Annotated in this window: 16 protein-coding genes; 12 read left to right on the plus strand and 4 right to left on the minus strand. The window is 69.6% G+C overall.

All coding sequences use genetic code 11. The features are described from left to right. The first annotated feature begins 3 nt into the window (after positions 1 to 3). From ACGFIE_RS31370 to ACGFIE_RS31390, 5 genes are all read left to right on the plus strand, one after another. On the plus strand, positions 4 to 990 hold the full coding sequence (locus tag ACGFIE_RS31370; RefSeq protein WP_393301569.1) for an ABC transporter permease: 987 nt from the start codon (positions 4 to 6) through the stop codon (positions 988 to 990). Between the two features lie 146 nt (positions 991 to 1,136). Next, positions 1,137 to 2,879, plus strand: coding sequence for an ABC transporter substrate-binding protein (locus ACGFIE_RS31375; RefSeq protein ID WP_393301572.1), 1,743 nt, complete (start codon positions 1,137 to 1,139; stop codon positions 2,877 to 2,879). 1,203 nt (positions 2,880 to 4,082) lie between these two features. Beyond that, the gene (locus ACGFIE_RS31380) at positions 4,083 to 4,541 is read left to right on the plus strand and encodes a hypothetical protein (protein ID WP_393301575.1); all 459 of its coding nucleotides are present in this window, start codon (positions 4,083 to 4,085) and stop codon (positions 4,539 to 4,541) included. A gap of 633 nt (positions 4,542 to 5,174) precedes the next feature. Continuing rightward, entirely contained in the window at positions 5,175 to 5,549 is a 375-nt protein-coding gene (locus tag ACGFIE_RS31385) for a DUF805 domain-containing protein (RefSeq protein ID WP_393301578.1), read from the plus strand. 130 nt (positions 5,550 to 5,679) lie between these two features. Next, entirely contained in the window at positions 5,680 to 6,318 is a 639-nt protein-coding gene (locus ACGFIE_RS31390) for an ATP-binding protein (protein WP_393301581.1), read from the plus strand. 69 nt (positions 6,319 to 6,387) lie between these two features. Here ACGFIE_RS31390 and ACGFIE_RS31395 read toward each other — a convergent pair whose 3' ends face one another. Further along, a complete protein-coding gene (locus ACGFIE_RS31395; RefSeq protein WP_393301583.1) occupies positions 6,388 to 6,744 on the minus strand; it encodes a nitroreductase family deazaflavin-dependent oxidoreductase in 357 nt (118 codons plus the stop codon). A 104-nt stretch (positions 6,745 to 6,848) separates the two neighbouring features. Between ACGFIE_RS31395 and ACGFIE_RS31400 the strand changes: the two genes are divergently transcribed. Further along, complete coding sequence (locus ACGFIE_RS31400; protein ID WP_393301687.1) at positions 6,849 to 7,217, plus strand: nuclear transport factor 2 family protein; 369 nt, start codon at positions 6,849 to 6,851, stop codon at positions 7,215 to 7,217. Between the two features lie 88 nt (positions 7,218 to 7,305). Here ACGFIE_RS31400 and ACGFIE_RS31405 read toward each other — a convergent pair whose 3' ends face one another. Together ACGFIE_RS31405 and ACGFIE_RS31410 are read right to left on the minus strand one after the other, a co-directional pair. Next, complete coding sequence (locus tag ACGFIE_RS31405) at positions 7,306 to 8,277, minus strand: alpha/beta fold hydrolase (RefSeq protein ID WP_393301586.1); 972 nt, start codon at positions 8,275 to 8,277, stop codon at positions 7,306 to 7,308. 36 nt (positions 8,278 to 8,313) lie between these two features. Next, the gene (locus ACGFIE_RS31410) at positions 8,314 to 10,458 is read right to left on the minus strand and encodes a prolyl oligopeptidase family serine peptidase (protein ID WP_393301588.1); all 2,145 of its coding nucleotides are present in this window, start codon (positions 10,456 to 10,458) and stop codon (positions 8,314 to 8,316) included. 86 nt (positions 10,459 to 10,544) lie between these two features. Here ACGFIE_RS31410 and mshB point away from each other — a divergent pair, with 86 nt between their 5' ends. From mshB to ACGFIE_RS31425, 3 genes are all read left to right on the plus strand, one after another. Then, positions 10,545 to 11,471: an N-acetyl-1-D-myo-inositol-2-amino-2-deoxy-alpha-D-glucopyranoside deacetylase gene (mshB, locus tag ACGFIE_RS31415; protein WP_393301591.1), complete on the plus strand. Its 927-nt coding sequence runs from the start codon at positions 10,545 to 10,547 to the stop codon at positions 11,469 to 11,471. Positions 11,472 to 11,488: 17 nt separating this feature from the next. Further along, positions 11,489 to 11,926, plus strand: coding sequence for a hypothetical protein (locus tag ACGFIE_RS31420; RefSeq protein ID WP_363680519.1), 438 nt, complete (start codon positions 11,489 to 11,491; stop codon positions 11,924 to 11,926). 79 nt (positions 11,927 to 12,005) lie between these two features. After that, a complete protein-coding gene (locus ACGFIE_RS31425; RefSeq protein WP_393301594.1) occupies positions 12,006 to 12,470 on the plus strand; it encodes a hypothetical protein in 465 nt (154 codons plus the stop codon). Between the two features lie 158 nt (positions 12,471 to 12,628). On the opposite strand, the gene ACGFIE_RS31430 is transcribed toward ACGFIE_RS31425, so the two are convergent. Then, complete coding sequence (locus tag ACGFIE_RS31430; protein WP_393301597.1) at positions 12,629 to 13,582, minus strand: GNAT family N-acetyltransferase; 954 nt, start codon at positions 13,580 to 13,582, stop codon at positions 12,629 to 12,631. A gap of 79 nt (positions 13,583 to 13,661) precedes the next feature. Between ACGFIE_RS31430 and fdxA the strand changes: the two genes are divergently transcribed. From fdxA to ACGFIE_RS31445, 3 genes are read left to right on the plus strand one after another with little or no spacing between them, the layout of a single operon-like run. Continuing rightward, complete coding sequence (fdxA, locus tag ACGFIE_RS31435) at positions 13,662 to 13,988, plus strand: ferredoxin (RefSeq protein ID WP_091422126.1); 327 nt, start codon at positions 13,662 to 13,664, stop codon at positions 13,986 to 13,988. Continuing rightward, positions 13,985 to 15,091 carry a succinyldiaminopimelate transaminase gene (gene dapC, locus ACGFIE_RS31440; RefSeq protein ID WP_393301690.1) on the plus strand — a complete coding sequence of 369 codons (1,107 nt, stop codon included), beginning with the start codon at positions 13,985 to 13,987 and terminating at the stop codon, positions 15,089 to 15,091. Before fdxA ends, dapC begins: the two co-directional genes overlap by 4 nt. 15 nt (positions 15,092 to 15,106) lie before the next feature. Then, positions 15,107 to 16,195, plus strand: a complete 1,089-nt coding sequence (locus ACGFIE_RS31445; RefSeq protein ID WP_393301600.1) for a prephenate dehydrogenase — start codon at positions 15,107 to 15,109, stop codon at positions 16,193 to 16,195. Positions 16,196 to 16,197: the final 2 nt, after the last annotated feature.

A 16,197-nucleotide genomic window follows, 5' to 3' on the forward strand; every position in this document is an offset into this window, starting at 1 on the left:
CTCATGTTCCGGTTCCTGATCAAGCGGCTGTTCTCCGCCACGCTGACCCTGTTCGCAGTGAGCGTGCTGACCTTCCTGATGTTCTTCGCCCTGCCGCGTGACCCGGTCACCAGCATCTGCTCGAAGAACTGCAACCCGGAGCGCCTGGAGCGGGTCCGCGACGACCTGGGCCTGAACGACCCGCTGGTCAGCCAGTACGCCGGTTACATGAAGGGCATCGTCACCGGCCGGGACCTGGGCAGCGCGCAGGGCGGCAGGTGTGACGCGCCCTGCCTGGGCTGGTCGTACGTCTCCAACGAGGCGGTCTCGGACACCATCGGCCGGGTGCTGCCGGTGACGCTGAGCATCGTGATCCCGGCGGCGGTCCTCTGGCTGCTGCTCGGGGTGGGGCTGGGCATGGTTTCGGCGCTGCGCCGGGGCACCTGGCTGGACCGCCTGGCCATCGGCTTCTCGCTGACCGGCGCGTCGTTGCAGCTCTACTTCGTGGGCGCGGTGCTGCTGCTGGTGTTCGTCTACAACCTGCGGCTGCTGCCGGTGCCCAGCTACACGTCCCTCTTCGACAATCCGGCGAAGTGGGCAAGTGGCCTGGTGCTCGCCTGGGTGGCGCTTGCCTTCCTGTTCTCGGCCATCTACGCCCGGCTGTCGCGGGCGCAGATGCTGGAGACGCTCTCCGAGGACTTCGTCCGGACCGCGCGGGCGAAGGGCCTGGCCAAACCCATGGTGTACGGGCGGCACGCGCTGCGCGCGGCGATCACTCCGGTGGTGACAATCGCCGGCCTGGACGTGGGCGGGGCGCTGGGCGGCACGGTGATCACCGAGACGACGTTCGGCATCCAGGGGTTGGGGCGTACGGCGGTGGACGCTGTGCGCTCGGGTGACCTGCCCACCATCATGGCGACCGTGCTGATCGCGGCCGTCTTCGTGGTGCTGGCGAACGTCCTGGTGGACCTGCTCTACGCGGCCATCGACCCGCGGGTCCGGCTGCGCTGAGCGCTTCGGTGTCCGCCACGCCGACCGGTGGCGAAATTTATCGACAACTGTTACACAACTCGTAGGTTTTCTTCCTTACGATCCTCGGGACGTCGGCGGTTCTCGCCCCGGCGAACCGCACGGCACATGGGTGAAGGGGGTACTTCATGCGACTACGCGTGGCGGCTGCCGCAGGCAGCGCGATCGCTCTGGCGGTGACATTGGGTGCGTGCTCGAAGAACACGGGCGAGGGCACCACCGTGGAAAGCGAACGGCAGCAGACCGGGGTCATCGCTACTGATCCGAAGGACTCGCAGGGGCCGGCGGCCGAGGTGAGCGGCGCCGCGAAGGGCGGCATCTTCAGCGTCATCCGAGAGTCGCCGATCTCCCACCTCGACCCGCAGCGGACGTACTCCTTCGCCGGCCTGATGGCGAACCCCCTCTGGTCGCGCTACCTGACCACCTGGAAGGACGACGGCAAGGGCGGCCTGGTCCTCGTCGGCGACCTGGCCGAGACGCCGGGCAAGAACGTCAACAACGACTGCAAGGTCTGGGAATTCACCGTCAAGGACGGGGTGAAGTTCGAGGACGGCCGGCCGATCACCTCCAAGGAGATCGCTTACGGCATCGCCCGCTCCTTCGACCCGGACCTCTCCGGCGGCCCGACCTACCTCCAGGAGTGGCTGGCCGACACCCCGCAGTTCGACACCAAGTGGGACTTCAAGAAGAACAAGACGTCGCTGCCGCCCGGCCTGACCACGCCGGACGCCAAGACGCTGCGCTTCGAGTTCGCCAAGCCGCGCTGTGACCTGCCGTTCGCGGTCTCGCTGCCGACCACCGCGCCGCTGCCGGCCGACAAGGACACCGGCGTCAACATGGACAAGCAGCCCTTCTCGTCCGGACCGTACAAGGTCGCCAAGAACCAGGTCGGCGTGCAGATCACGCTGGACCGCAACCCCAACTGGGACCCGAAGACCGACCCGGTCCGGCACCAGTACCCGGACCAGTTCGTGTGGAGCTTCGGCCCGACCGCGGACGCCGCCAACAACCGGGTGATCGCCGACAACGGCGCCGACCAGAGCGCGCTCGCCTTCAACACCGTGCCCGCCTCGCTGGTCGCCAAGGTCGCCGGGGACGCCGCCCTCAAGTCCCGGACGATCCTCTCGCCGACCCCGAGCGCCAACCAGCTCGTCATCAACAACCAGCGGGTCACCGACCTGAAGGTGCGTCAGGCGCTGAACTACGCCATCGACCGCGAGGGCTTCATCAAGGCGATGGGCGGTCAGACCGTCGCCGCGCCGCTGACCACGCTGATGCCGTCGGCCACCATCGGCTACAAGGCGTACGACGCGTACCCGGCGGGCGCCAACGGCAACGTCGACAAGGCCAAGGAACTGCTCGGCGGCAAGACGCCGGAGCTGGTCCTCGGTGTCGCCGACAACTCGACCGAGCAGCAGCAGGGCGCCCAGCTCAAGGCCAACCTGGAGCGGGCCGGCTTCAAGATCACGCTGCGGAACATCTCCGACGACGCGAAGCTCGACGAGATCAAGAAGAAGAACAACCCCTGGGACCTGTACATCGGTAACTGGGCGGCGGACTGGCCGAGCGGGGCGTCGATCCTGCCGGTGCTCTACGACGGCCGGACCATCAAGGCCGAGGGCAACAGCAACCAGTCCTACTTCAACGACCCGGCGATCAACGCCGAGATGGACCGCATCCAGGCCATGCCCGCCGCCGACCAGGGACCGGAGTGGGCCAAGCTCGACGAGCGGATCATGAAGGAGCACGCGCCCGTGGTGCCGCTCTTCGTGGACGTGGCCTACAACGTGCACGGGTCCAAGGCCGGCGGAGTCTTCATCTCCAGCGTCTTCGGCTACCCGTCGTTCGTGAACGCGTACGTCAAGCAGTAGGTAGTACCGCAGGCCAGCAGGGTCCCCTCCCGACAGCGTCGTCGGGAGGGGACCCTGCTGTTTCTGTAGGAGGCGTCACTGATGCGAGCCAATTTTGATCTCGATAGTCCAGCCGTGAGCAGGCCAACGCGGTCGAGCACGATGCGGCGCGGATTGCGGCAGATGAGCAAATGATCGCGAGGAGCGAATCATTGATAAATCGCGCCTTTCTCAAGGGGTGACTATCTATTGGGGTGAAGTCGAGTGTCTGGTACTAGACACTCGCTTGCAGCGTGGCGCCACACGCGAGCAACGTAGCGCGCGTGCTATTTCGTCGCAGCAACTCGACGCCGCCGGTGAGTCATCCTGACCTGGTTCGACTTCGGCAGTGGATCGACGAGCTGGCGGTCTCGCTCGATGAACAGATCGCAGATACCTCTCGTTCCTCCCCGAAGCGAACCTCTCGACGCCATCGGAAACGCCTCACGGAAGTGCAGGCTGCGCTCGCGGCGACCTCAACCAGCGGAGGTAAGGAGCGCTTACGCAGCCTGATCGCTGCCGGAGTGGTCAGGTGCGGTGCGGGGCTCGCAACCTTGCAGACGGAGCCGCCGCCGCCACGAATGACGCTGGAAATCGCAACATTCGCGTTGTGGCCAGTAGTGTTGGCTCCCCGTCTTCCCGATTCATGGTTCGATGATCTCCAAGAAATAACTTCGCCGCGAATTGCCCGGCTCGTCGCGCATGCAAGGTTGTCCGGGGCGGACGCAGGCGGTCCAGATTTGCAAGGGTTCGCTGCGGCTCTCGCGCAGACCTCATACGCGTTCGGTGTTCGAAACCTGATCGCCGATTTGTCTGATCCAAGACGGGGTGGCGCCGCGCTTACGGCCGTCGCCGTAGCGAGTTCGCTGGGCGCTCCACCAGATAGGCGCGGGGGTCTGTTATTTGTTACCTGGCTGCTCGGTGGTGCGGCCGCCGGCGTTGTAGGAAATCGGACCGACGCGATGGCAGTAGACGTCTGGAACTGGATTGAGGAAAACGCTTCTGGTGGTGGTGGTTCACCGGGCACGTCCTCCGGCTCGAGCGGAAGCGACAGCGATCCATTCGGGCCTGGGTCAGGAGGCGCACATCATTCTGCGGGTCTTCTAGGAATTGTCGACGACCTTTTCTCATGAATGGAATGGGTGTCCCGTGTTGCACGGAATTCTTGGATGGATTATAGCGGCAGTGCTGCTCGGTGTTGTCGCGCTCGTACTCAATGCGGTCCTTCTCCTGCTGAAGTTCGGCAATATCAGGACCTTGCTGTTCCTGCGTAAACTGAACATCGCGCTTCGCGGGATTCCAGGCGACACGCTGCTCTCCTGCACCGGCAACAAGGTGTCGGTGCTGGCGTACGCTTCCCGTGGTGGAGGCGAGCAGCTCCTGCCGTTCTATACCGGTGTTCTGACCTGGAGAGGTGGCCCGAAGCTTGCGGTGAAGTTGAAGAAGCGAGCTGCGAGGCAGATTGCGATAAGGTCGGTCATCTTCTTCGTCTTGTTCGTCCCGCTCGTGGCCGGTAGTGCATGGTTGACGATGTTCAGATCATGGCACGGGGTTTGGTTCTTGGCTCTGCTCGGAATTCACCAAGCGTGGCCGTTCCGGATCTGGGCTTGGCCGGGGCTGATGTCCACTCTCGACCGAGATTGAAGCCTGCCAAATCCGGTGGGCTGGAATGCCGCGTTGCACGCCACGTCCTGCTGATACCCTCCCCGCCAACGCCGATCATCGAGGCAATTTATTGGCCACGAAACGTGTGCTGACCCTTCTCTCGTGTCACCTTGACGACGGACAGGATTATCACCGGACGGCATTCGGGTCCGACGGCCGTCGAGTTGGCGCGGGTCGTTGCTGCGGTGGAGCTGGGCGACGGGCCGCAGGCGGTCGCCCGGCGCGAGAAGGCGATCGGGCGCGACGGCTGGCGGTGGCTGCCGGTTGAGCACCGCGCCACGCATCTGATCGACGCGGCGCGCGCCTACCTTCGGACGAGCGACCCCATCAGTGCGGCCCGGGTCCGTTTGCGGGCCGATAGCATCGCGCCCGCTGAGATTCGCCACCGGCGCGCGGCGCGAAACCTCGTCGGTCCCGTCGTGCAGTCCGTAGCCGGGCAATGGCCAGAGCACACATCGACGCGACAGCCGCCTTGCCGCTCCGGACAAGCCGCGGACAGCGGCAGATGTGTGCGGAGAAGATCGGGCCAATTAGCCGTTGACCCCGTGACATCGATCTGTTTGGCTGCCTTCGCGATGACCTTGAGAACCCCTCAAATAACGGGAGATAGCTGTGTCCTTCGGTGATGCAATCAAGTCGGCTTTTAGTCAGTATGTCGGCTTCAAGGGTCGGGCTCGCCGGTCTGAGTACTGGTGGTTCGTCCTGTTCACTTTCCTCGTCATTCTTGCCGCTGCCATCCTGGACAACGTGCTGGGGCTGACCGTCGGGGAGGACTCGTCGACCGGTTACATCACTCTCGTCGCCTACCTGGCGCTGCTGCTGCCGACGCTGGCGGTCGCGGTGCGACGTCTGCACGACACCGACCGGGCAGGGTGGTGGTTGCTGATCGGCCTGGTGCCGATCGTGGGTGGCATCGTCCTGCTCGTGTTCTACGTGTCGGACAGCACGCCTGGAGCGAACCGGTTCGGCCCCAACCCCAAGGGCTGACCGCCGGCCGCGCGCCCAGCATCGCGTGCACATTCCGAACGCGTACGTGTGGCGGTAGTTCGATCGCAGGCAGGGGTCCCTTCCCGACATTCCTGATGGGAGGGGACCCTCCCGCTCACGGTTTCTCACCTTGGAGCGCAGACCGCTGACCTTCGCCGGGGTGAGTGTTCTGCCACCGGCGGCCCGGGCGGATGTCAGCGATGATGAAGCGTTCGGCCGGAGGCGGGTGATGATGAGGCAGCCAAAGCTGTTCCTGACTGTGGGGCTCCCCTGCACGGGGAAGACCACCGCTGCTCGGCGCATCGAGAGCGAGGAGAAAGCCCTTCGTCTCACCAAGGACGAGTGGGTGAAGGCTCTCTATGGGCACGAGAATCCGACCTCGGCCACGGACGTGATCGAGGGCCGGCTCATCCAGATCGGGCTGCGCGCCCTCGAACTCGGCAACAACGTCGTGATCGACTTCGGCCTCTGGAGCCGGGACGAGCGCTCGGCGCTACGGCAGGCGGCAGCGGACGTCGGCGCGACGGTGGAGATGCACTACTTCGAACTCACCCCGGCCGACCAGCGCGAACGAGTCGATCGACGTCAGGCCGAAGCGCCGCACACGACGTGGCCCATGTCCGACGAGGAGCTCGCCGAGTGGGTTGCCAGCTTCGAAATCCCCACGTCGGGCGAACTGGACGGCACCGAACCCATTGACCACCCACCGGCCGGATTCGCGACATGGGACGAGTGGCGCACCCACCGCTGGCCCCCGTCGGTCTTCTGACCTCTGCTCGGTGGCCGTGCACATCGGGGACGGCAAGCCCAGAGGCCGTCAGCGCGACTTCCGAGGCCGTCAGCTCAGCTCGATCTCCACCAGCGGGCTTGCGGCAATCCAGCTTTCCAGGCTTTCGGCCCAGTCCAGCGTGGGGACGATCTCGCCGAACACGAGTGCCCGCTCGTCGGGATCGGTTACGGGACGGGCCCGCGCCTGAAGATCCCGGTCGGCCAGATGCAGCGTGAACTCGGGATGAGCGAGCACGTTGGCGTACCAGTCACGCGAGCCGGGGCGTCCCGTGAGCCAGTAGCGGCCACCGGCTCGATAGCGCCACGTCTCGGTCCTCCTCGGCTGACCGCTCCGTCGTCCGGTCGTGGTGATCTCAATCGTTCGCTGCCGATCCAGCAACTGCCGCGTCTCGTCCGTCGCCGTCATGCACTCATGCTCCGGCCTCAAGTGAGCTTCAGGTCAAGGCAGAGGCGGATGGTGTCGAGCGGCGGTGGCGGAGGCTAGGGTCCAGCGTCGTGGACGACACCTCGATGGTCCGGCAGACCGCCCATGCCTACGTTGACGTTCTGGAGCGCCGCGACTGGCCCAGACTGGCCGCCCTGCTCACCGATGACGTGGTCTACGAGATGCCGCAGACTCGGGAGCGCATTCGCGGCAGGGACGCGTTCTTGCGGTTCAACACCGAATATCCCGGCGACTGGCACCTGCGCCCGCGACGGGTGATCGCCGACGGCCGCATCGCTGCACTGTTGCTCGACGTTCGTGTGGGCGACGAGCAGCAGGACGCGTGCGTCTGGCTCGAGACGTCCGACCATGGCCTGATCAGCAAGATCATCGACTACTGGCCCGAGCCGTACGATCCACCACAGGGCCGGGAACACCTTGTGGAGCGTTGGTGATCGGGCCTCGGCACCAGCGGCGTGGTCTCTGTCTGGCGCTCCCCTGGTGATCCCTCACGCCCGGAGCGACCACTACCTGGGTGGCCGCTCAGGAGCGACCGATGGAGCGGTCCAGGAAATCGTGGATCATCGGCGCGGCGACGTCGAGCTTGTCCTCCAGCAGGAAGTGGCCGGTGTCGAGCAGATGGAACTCGGCCGACGGCAGGTCCTGCCGATAGGGGTGCGCGCCGGCGGCGGGGAAGACCGGGTCGTTCTGGCCCCAGACGATCAACGTCGGTGGCTGGTGGTCGCGGAAGAAGGCATGGAATTCCGGGTACAGCGTGACGTTGCTGCCGTAGTCGTAGAACAGATCCAGTTGGATGTCCGCGTTGCCGGGCCGAGCGAGCTGCGTGTCATCGTGGAGCCACCTGTCCGGATCGAGCCGACTGAGGTCCTGCACACCCGCCGTGTACTGCTGCTTGACCGTGTCCGAGCTGAGGATGAACGCGATGGCCTGACGGCGCTCGTCGGTCTTCTCGGCCCAGTACGCCTTGATCGGATCCCAGAACTCGCTCAGGCCCTCCTCGTACGCGTTGCCGTTCTGCACGATGAGCGCGCTGACCCGCTCGGGTGCCTTGAGGGCCAGCCGGTAGGCGGTCGGCGCCCCGTAGTCGAAGCAGTAGAGCGCGTAACGATCCACGCCGAGCTGGCCGAGCAGGCCGTCCATGAGGTCGGCGAAATTGGCGAAGGTGTAGTCGAACGTCGACCGGTCCGGGCTGGCGCTGTGGCCGAAACCCGGGAAGTCCGGCGCGATCACCCGGTACCGGTCCGCGAGCAGGGGAATCAGATGGCGGAACTGCGAGGACGCCGTGGGAAATCCGTGTAGCAGCAGAACGGCGGGGCCGTCGGCCGGGCCCGCCTCGCGATAGAAGATGTCGATCCCGTTCACCGTCGCGGTGCGAAAGTGCGTGACCGGGAACTCGCCTTCCTGAACGGCGGCGACCGACGGTTTTTGCGCAATGCCCACCATGCTGGAATCCTTTCGGCACAAGGAAAATCCGGGTCCCGCTTCCGTCAGCATGGCACGCGGCGAAGGGCCCGGTCCGCCGAATGCCGCTCAGCGCAAATGCGTACGGAGGAAATCCAGTTCCAGCGGGAGCAGGCGCTCGGCGGTGCCGTTCGCGGCCATGTGCGTGGCACCGGTCAGCGGGAGCACGGCGTGCGGGCGGCCCGTGCTCAGCAGCGCCGCCGAGAGTCGCAGGGTGTGCGCCGCCACCACGTTGTCGTCGGCCAGGCCGTGCACCAGCAGCAACGGGCGGGCCTGGCCCGGGCCGATGACCGGCTCCGCGGCCAGCTCGATGAGCGAGTGGTGCGCGTACACGTCCATGCCGTCCTCCGGCAGGCCGAGATAACGCTCGGTGTACGCGGTGTCGTACAGCGCCCAGTCGGTCACCGGGGCGCCGGCGATGCCGCACTTGAACAGCTCCGGATGGCGCAACACCGCCAGACCGGCCAGCCACCCACCGAACGACCAGCCGCGCACGGCCACCCGTTCCAGATCCAGGTCCGGATGCTTTCCGGCCAGCGCGGTGAGCGCGTCGATCTGATCGGTCAGGATCACGTCGGCCAACCGCCGGTGGATCGCCTTCTCGAACGACGGCGCGACTCCCGGCGTACCCCGATTGTCGATGGTGACCACCGCGAACCCGGCGTCGGCCCACCACTGCCGCTCCAACCACGCGGCCCGGGCCGCCACCACCTCCTGGTGCCCCGGGCCGCCGTAGATGTCCAGCAGCACCGGCAGCCGCCGGCCCGTCACGTGGTTGTCGGGGTAGAGCACCGCCGCCGGCAGCCGCCGGTCGGTCACCCGCTCCAGCAGGGGCAGCGGAGAGTACGGCGGGTTCGCGGCCAACGACCGCAGCTCGGCCAGCTCCTGGCCACCGCGCGACACCGTCCACCGCACGCCCGCGTGGTCCAGCGACGCCGTACCGACCACCAGCACATCCCCGCCGACGGCCGCCGTGTGCCAGCCCGAGTCGGTGGTGAGCCGCCGGGCGTCCACCCCGCCCCCGATTGTCGTACGGACCCGGAACAGGTGCCGTTCGCTCGGCTCTCCGTCGCTGGCCTCCACGAGCAGGTCGGCCGGGCCACTGACGGCCGGCAGCCGACCCACGACCCGCCGCACGTACAGCGACGGGGGAGTGAGCAGGGTGCCGTCGGCGAACAAGCACCGCGCGTCGTACCCGTCGTGGGCCAGTTCGCCGCCGACCAGCACGCGGCCGTCGGGCAGGTGCGCCGGGGTGCCGGCGATCGGCTCCACCCACCGCGGGTCGGCCAGCTCGGCGTGCACCTGCGTCTCACCGGTTCGCGGGTCCACCGCGAGCACCAGCCCGTGCTGCTGTGAGCGGCGTAGCACGGTGATCAGCGGGCTGCCCTCGCCCCAGCTCACCGCGGTCAGGTACGGGTAGGTCTCCCGGTCCCAGTGCACGTCGACCCAGCCGTCGTCCAGGTCCAGCAGGTGGAGGCTGACCTCGGCGTTCGGGCCGCCGGCCCGGGGGTACGCGACGGCCGTCGGAGGGCTGGCCGGCTCTGCCGGGTCGTGCAGGTGCCAGCGGTCCAGCCGGGACTCGTCCACCCGGGCGGCGAGCACCATCCGCCCGTCCGGCGCCCACCAGTAGCCCCGGAACCGGCCGAACTCCTCGGCCGCGATGTGCTCGGCCAACCCCCAGCTCACCCCGGCGTCCTCGCCGGCCAGCAGGGTGTCCGTGCCATCCGCCTCGATGATCCGCAGTTCACCCCGGCGTACACCACCGGCCGCGTCGGTCACGTAGGCCAGGCGTTCCCCGGTCGGATCCGGTCGAGGATCCAGCACCGGGCCGACGGCGGCCACCTCCACCACGTCGCCGTGCACCAGGTCGGCCCGAAACAGTCGACCCGCCAGCGCGAACACCGCCACCCGGCCGGCGCCGTCCAACGCGTACGAGCCGATGCCGGCGGCGGTGAGCCGTAGTCGCTCCCGCAGCGCCCGCTCACCCGGCGAGAGCACCCGGACGTCACCGTCCGCGCCCAGCAGGGTCGCCGGGTCGGCCACCAGGCGTTCCTCACCTGTCGCCACGTCCAGCAGCCAGAGCGCGTCCGCCGGGTCCTCCGGACCCGCCGAGCGCAGGAAGATCACCCGGGAGCCGTCTTCGGCCACGGAGACAGCGCGCGGCGCGCCGTGGCTGAACCGGCGGGTACGGGCGGCCAGCTCCGGAAAGTCCACAGGCCAAATCGTAGAGCCGCGCCGGGCGTGATGTGGCCGACCTGGGCGGACGCGTCGGCGACTCCTGGGGAGAACGGCCAGTTAGAGTGACCGTCGTGACGACGTTGCCCGACCGCCGCCTGCTGCTGGTCCACGCGCACCCCGACGACGAGTCGATCGGCACCGGCTCGACCATGGCCCACTACGCCGCCGCCGGCGCACACGTCACGCTTGTGACCTGCACCCTCGGCGAGGAGGGCGAGATCCACGTACCGGCGCTCGCGCAGCTCGCCGCCGCCGAGGCCGACCAGCTCGGCGGGTACCGGATCGCCGAGCTGGCCGCCGCCTGCGCAGCGCTCGGCGTCGGCGACCACCGTTTCCTCGGCGGCGCCGGCCGCTACCGCGACTCGGGAATGATGGGCCTCGCGACGAACGACCACCCCCGCGCCTTCTGGCAGGCCGACCTCGACGAGGCCGCCGGGCACCTGGTGGAGATCATGCGGGAGGTACGCCCGCAGGTGCTGATCACGTACGACCCGAACGGCTTCTACGGCCACCCCGACCACATCCAGGCGCACCGGGTGGCGATGCGCGCCGTCGAGCTGGCCGCGGCCGAGGGCTGCGCCCCGCTCAAGGTCTACTGGACGGCCATGCCGCTCAGCGTGCTGGAAGCCGGCATGGCGCACTTCGCCGAATCCTCGGACAACCCGTTCGCCGGCATCCAGGATCTGGCCGAGCTGCCCTTCGGCACCCCGGACGACCAGATCGCCGCCCGGATCGACGGCACCGACCAGCACACGGCCAAGGAGGCGGCGATGCGGGCGCACGCCACCCAGATCCCGGCCACCTCCTGGCTCTACTCGATCGCCGGCAACTTCGGCGGCGAGTTCATGGGCGTGGAGTTCTTCACCCTCGCGGTCGGCACGAGGGGCCCGGGCGTCGGCCCGTACGGCTGGGAGAGCGACCTCTTCGCCGGGCTTCCCGGGGAGGCCATCGCGGACCGGTCCCCGGTCGCGGCGGCCGGTTCCCGGTGACGCTCCCCGCCGCGCCGATGTCGGTAGTCGACGATCAGGACTCCCCGCCCGAGGCGGGGCCACCGCCGCGACTGCTGGACCTGGGTCTGCGGGTGAGCGGCGCGATCGTCGTGATCGTGGCCGGGGTCGTGACCGGTGTGCTGGAGCTGCTGCTCGCCACCCTCCGGGTCGGCGGGCAGCTCATCGGGGTCTCGGCGCTGCTCGCCGTCGGCGCCAACATCGTGCTGAGCTGGTTCGCGCACGAGGCGGTCGGCCGTCGCTGGGCGGTGGCGCTGCCGGCGGTGCCGTGGTTCGCCCTGATGGCGGTGGCCGCCATCCGCACCACGGAGGGCGACCTGCTGCTGGCCGGCGACAACTGGGTCGGCCTGGCGATGATCGTGGCCGGCGCGATGACGTTCGCCGTGATGGGTTTCCGGCAGGTCCTCGCACCGCCGCCCACGCTCGGTAACTGGTGACGGCACACAGGTACGAGTGGTAGATATTCCTGCCAGGGATGGGGCCCCGCGCACGGGGCGTACGGCAGGAGGTCGTGCGATGGACAAGCGGTGGGGGACCATCGGGGTGCTCGCGGGTGGGCTCTTCGCGGTCAACGTGGTCGCCCGGCTGATCATCCGGTTCGGGTTCGACGGTGACGACACCGCCGCCGACCGGGTGTCGCTGGTGATGTTCGTGGTGATCGGGCTGACCCTGGCCGCGGTCGCCTTCCGCTGGGGCCGCCTGCGGCCGCTGGCCGTGTGGGCGGGCGACGTGGCCGTCGTGGTGCTGGTGGCCATGGCCCTGACCGTGCTGGTCGGGCCGCTTGTGGTCGGCCACAGTCCGTTCGCCGGCGGCGCGGGCACGTTCTTCGCCCAGATCTGGCTCTACCTGCTCACCACGCTTCTCGGGGCCATGATCGGGTACCTGGTGGCGACAGCCCTCGGTCTCGACCACCGCTCACAGCAGCTCAAGCGGTACGCCGAGGTCAAGGCCGCCAAGCCCCGCCGCGTCGTGCGCCGCTGAACGGGCCGCGCCGCGGCCTGGCGGAGCGGTGATCGACTCGGCTTCCAGGAAGTCGCGGTGTCGGGGCGACTCGGATGCCCCGATTTCCTGGAACGCGAGTGGATCACCGCCGCGCCGGGCCGCTCCGGCCCGCGCCGGGCCTGCGGCGGAGCATCCGGTCAGTGCGGCGCCACCCGGGTCAGGTAGGTGTGGTGGGTGGTGAAGCCGAGCGTCCGGTAGAGCGCCACCGCCGCGGTGTTGTGCTGCTCCACCTGGAGGAACGCGTGTGTCGCCCCGGTCGCGGTGCCCCACTCGACAAGCGTGTCGATGACGCGCCGGGCCAGCCCCTGCCGGCGTAGCGGCGGCAGCACCTCGATGAGGCTGAGCCCCAACCAACGCCCCTGACCGGTCACCGCGCCCCGCCCGATCGCCACCAGCGTGCCGTCGACGTACACATGGGCGAAGCGGACCTGGTCGACGGCGGTGAGCACGTGGCGGGCGGCATCCGGCAGGCCGCCCTTGCGGCCGGCGGCGACGGCCAGCCACCCCTCGCTCGGCGCGGTCGCCAACTCGACGACCCCGCCGACGGAGGCGGCACCGGGCGTCGCCAGGGGGAGCGGCGCGGTCTGTACGAGTGTCGGTGGGCGGCTGCCCCAGCCGCGTTCGTCCAGTTCGGCGCCGACCGGGGCGGCGAGCGGCAGCGGTGTGTTGATCATCGCGGGTCGGCCCTGGTCGGCGTACCAGCGCTCGACCGCGTCCACCGCCGCCGGCAGCGGCCGGTCCGGGTCGCCGATCGGCAGCGCCGAGTTCGCCCGGCCGGTCCACCCCTCGGCCGACCGCAGCAGCCAGTCACCGAGCCGCCCGCGCGTCGGCGCCGGCCAGGCCTCGTCGGCGGCCCGTTCGAGCGCCACCACCGCGGCGGCCGTCGGCCGGCGGGTCGGCGGCACCCGCTTGGCCCGGTGCACCTGCGCCACCGGAACCCGCAGCGGGCCCTGGGCCGTGGCGAGGGTGAGATGAGTCTCGCTCAACTCCACCAGCTCGCCGAGAGCATCGGAAAACAGCGGGCGGCCTTCGCGAATCCCCACAATCCGGCGGACCACGATCCGGTGTCCCACATCCTGCTGTCGGAGCACGATCGACCCCCTCCCCGGCGAGATACTAGGCTCTTACCGTCGCGGGAGATCGCGGCGCGTCTTGCGGAGGAGAAGACCGGTGACCTACATCATCGCCGAGCCGTGCGTGGATGTGCTCGACAAGGCATGCATCGAGGAATGCCCGGTCGACTGCATTTACGAGGGCAACCGGATGCTCTACATCCACCCCGACGAGTGCGTCGACTGTGGTGCCTGTGAGCCTGTCTGCCCCGTGGAGGCGATCTTCTACGAGGACGACGTCCCGGAGCAGTGGAAGGACTACACGGGCGCGAACTACGAGTTCTTCGAGGAGCTGGGCTCGCCCGGTGGCGCCTCGAAGATCGGCAAGGTGGAGAAGGACGCCACCTTCGTCGCCGCGCAGCCGCCGCGCGGCGAGGGCCACTGAACCGGCCCGCGCCGGTCTCGGCACGGCTGCCCGAGTTCACCTGGGACACCCTGGACGCCGCGGCCACGCTGGCCGCGGCGCATCCGGAGGGCCTGATCAACCTCTCCATGGGTACGCCTGTCGACCCGGTTCCGGCGGTGATCCGTCAGGCGTTGGCGGACGCGTCCGACTCCCCGGGTTACCCGCTGACCGCCGGCACACCGGCCCTGCGCGAGGCGATCATCGCGTGGGTCGCCCGGGCCTGTGGCGCCGGCGTCGACGGTCTCGGCGTGCTGCCGACCATCGGCTCCAAGGAGCTGGTCGCCTGGCTGCCCACCCTGCTCGGCATCGGCCCCGGCGACGTGGTGGTCGTGCCGTCGATCGCCTACCCCACCTACGAGGACGGGGCCCGGCTGGCCGGTGCGACTGTGGTGCGCGCCGACTCGCTCACCGCGGTCGGGCCGACGTCGCGCGTCCGGCTGGTGTGGGTCAACTCGCCCGGTAACCCGACCGGGCGGGTGTTGCCGGCGGCGCACCTGCGCAAGGTCGTCGACTGGGCCCGGGAACGCGGCGCGGTGGTCGCCAGCGACGAGTGCTACCTCCCGCTGGGCTGGTCGGCCGAGCCGGTCTCGGTGCTGTCCCCGCAGGTCTGCGGCGGCGACTACACCGGGGTGCTCGCCGTGCACTCGCTCTCCAAGCGGTCCAACCTCGCCGGCTACCGGGCCGGGTTCGTGGCCGGCGATCCGGCTCTCGTGGCCGAGCTGTTGAAGGTCCGCAAGCACGCCGGCATGATCGTGCCCGCGCCCGTGCAGGCCGCCATGGTGGCCGCGTTGCAGGACGAGCGGCACGCCGCGGAGCAGCGGGAGCGCTACCGCGCCCGACGCGAGGTGCTCGCCGCCGCGTTCACCGGTGCCGGCTTCACTGTCGAGCACTCGGAGGCGGGCCTCTACCTCTGGCTCACCCGCGACGAGGACTGCTGGCAGACGGTCGACTGGCTGGCCCGGCGCGGCATCCTGGTCGCGGCGGGTGTCTTCTACGGCCCCTCCGCGCAGCGGCACGTCCGGGTCGCGCTGACCGAGTCCGACGAGCACGTCGCGGCGGTCGCCGGCCGGCTGCGGGCCTGACCCCGGCGGGCGGCGATGACCGACGGCACGACCGTCCCTGCGCCGGATGCCGCTGCCGGCACGTCGACAGGTGGTCCACACCCGGCACCGAACGGGCCGTACGCCAGGGTGCGGGCGGCGGTCGTCGGCACCGGCCTGATCGGCGGTTCGGTGCTGCTGCGGCTGCGCGACGCGGGCCTCGACGTGACCGGCTGGGATCCCGACCCGACCACCCGGGAGCACACGCGGTCCCGGGGCGTGTCGGCGCCGGACACCGTCGAGCAGGCCGTCGCCGGGCGGGACGTGGTCTTCCTCTGCGGTCCGCTGCCCACCCTGCCCCGGACGCTGGCCCAGGTGGCGGACCTGACCGCGCCGGGTTGTGTGCTGACCGACGTCGGCAGCACCAAGGTCGAGGTCGCCGCGGCCGCCGATCGGCTGGGGCTCACCGACCGTTTCGTGCCCGGGCACCCGATGGCGGGCGCGGAGTCCGCCGGCCTGACGGCGGCCTCCCCGACGCTGCTGACCGGCGCCGCCTGGGTGCTCTGCCCGGCGACGGGCACGGCGACTGTCGCCTTCCGCTGGCTGACCGGCCTGCTGGTGGAGCTGTTCGGCGCCCGGGTGGTGCCGATGTCCGCGCCCTCGCACGACTCGGTGGCCGCGCTCGCGTCGCACGTGCCGCACGTGTTGGCCGGCGCGCTGGCCGGGGCGGTGCAGCGGTCGCCGCTGCGCGACGCGGTGTTGGCGCTGGCCGCGGGCAGCTTCTCCGACGGCACCCGGGTCGCCGGCACACCGGCCGAGCGGACGGCGAACATGCTGCTCGGCAACCGCGAACGGGTGCTGCACGAGCTGGCCGCGGTGCGCGTACTCCTGGATGAGCTGGCGGACGCGCTGCGGGCCGGCGACACCACGGGGTTGACCGCCCGGTACGCGCAGGCCGGCGCTGCGCGGTCGGCGTTGCGGGGCCGCCGGTTCGCCCCGGCGGACCGCGCGTTTCCGGCCGGCGGCGACCATGCCGCCGAGGTGGCCTGGCTGCGCGGGCTGGGCGACGCCGGTGGCCATCTGACGGGCTGCCTGATCGACCCGGACGTCGTCTCCTACCCGGCGTGGCTGCCGGTGGCTGACTAGGC

The sequence above is a fragment of the Micromonospora sp. NPDC049275 genome, assembly GCF_043197115.1.
GTDB lineage: Bacteria > Actinomycetota > Actinomycetes > Mycobacteriales > Micromonosporaceae > Micromonospora.